The sequence below is a fragment of the Blautia sp. DFI.3.45 genome (genome assembly GCF_020593505.1).
Taxonomy (GTDB): Bacteria; Bacillota; Clostridia; order Lachnospirales; family Lachnospiraceae; genus Blautia_A; species Blautia_A wexlerae.
On record NZ_JAJDMI010000202.1, the window covers coordinates 1 to 310 of the forward strand.

At 39.7% G+C, this 310-nt stretch carries 1 pseudogene; it reads right to left on the reverse strand.

The features are described from left to right. Window positions 1-106 precede the first annotated feature (106 nt). Window positions 107-229: pseudogene (locus tag LJE09_RS19045) on the reverse strand (tyrosine-type recombinase/integrase); the annotation flags it as partial. Window positions 230-310 lie beyond the last annotated feature (81 nt).

The window sequence follows — 310 nt, forward strand, 5'->3', positions numbered from 1 at the left end:
ACGAGGTGTCACGCCCCATTTTTCGGCGGCCTCTTTTAGTGTCATATAATCCATTATGCACCTCCACAGAGTACATTATAGTTCTTTGTCTCGAACAATACAAGTTTATCTGTTCCAACGCAAGCGTTTCTTTGTTGTATAGTTCTTCAGGTGTTTTTGCGTAGATAGCTACGAGCTTACCATTCGCGTCTTTGATTCTGGTCCTATAATATAGGACACCTCTTTTCATAACTGTTCCATATGTACTGATGAAGAAGGAAAACTTGTCCTTCTTATTAACACTGACAAAAAAGGCAAAAAACAGGCGCAT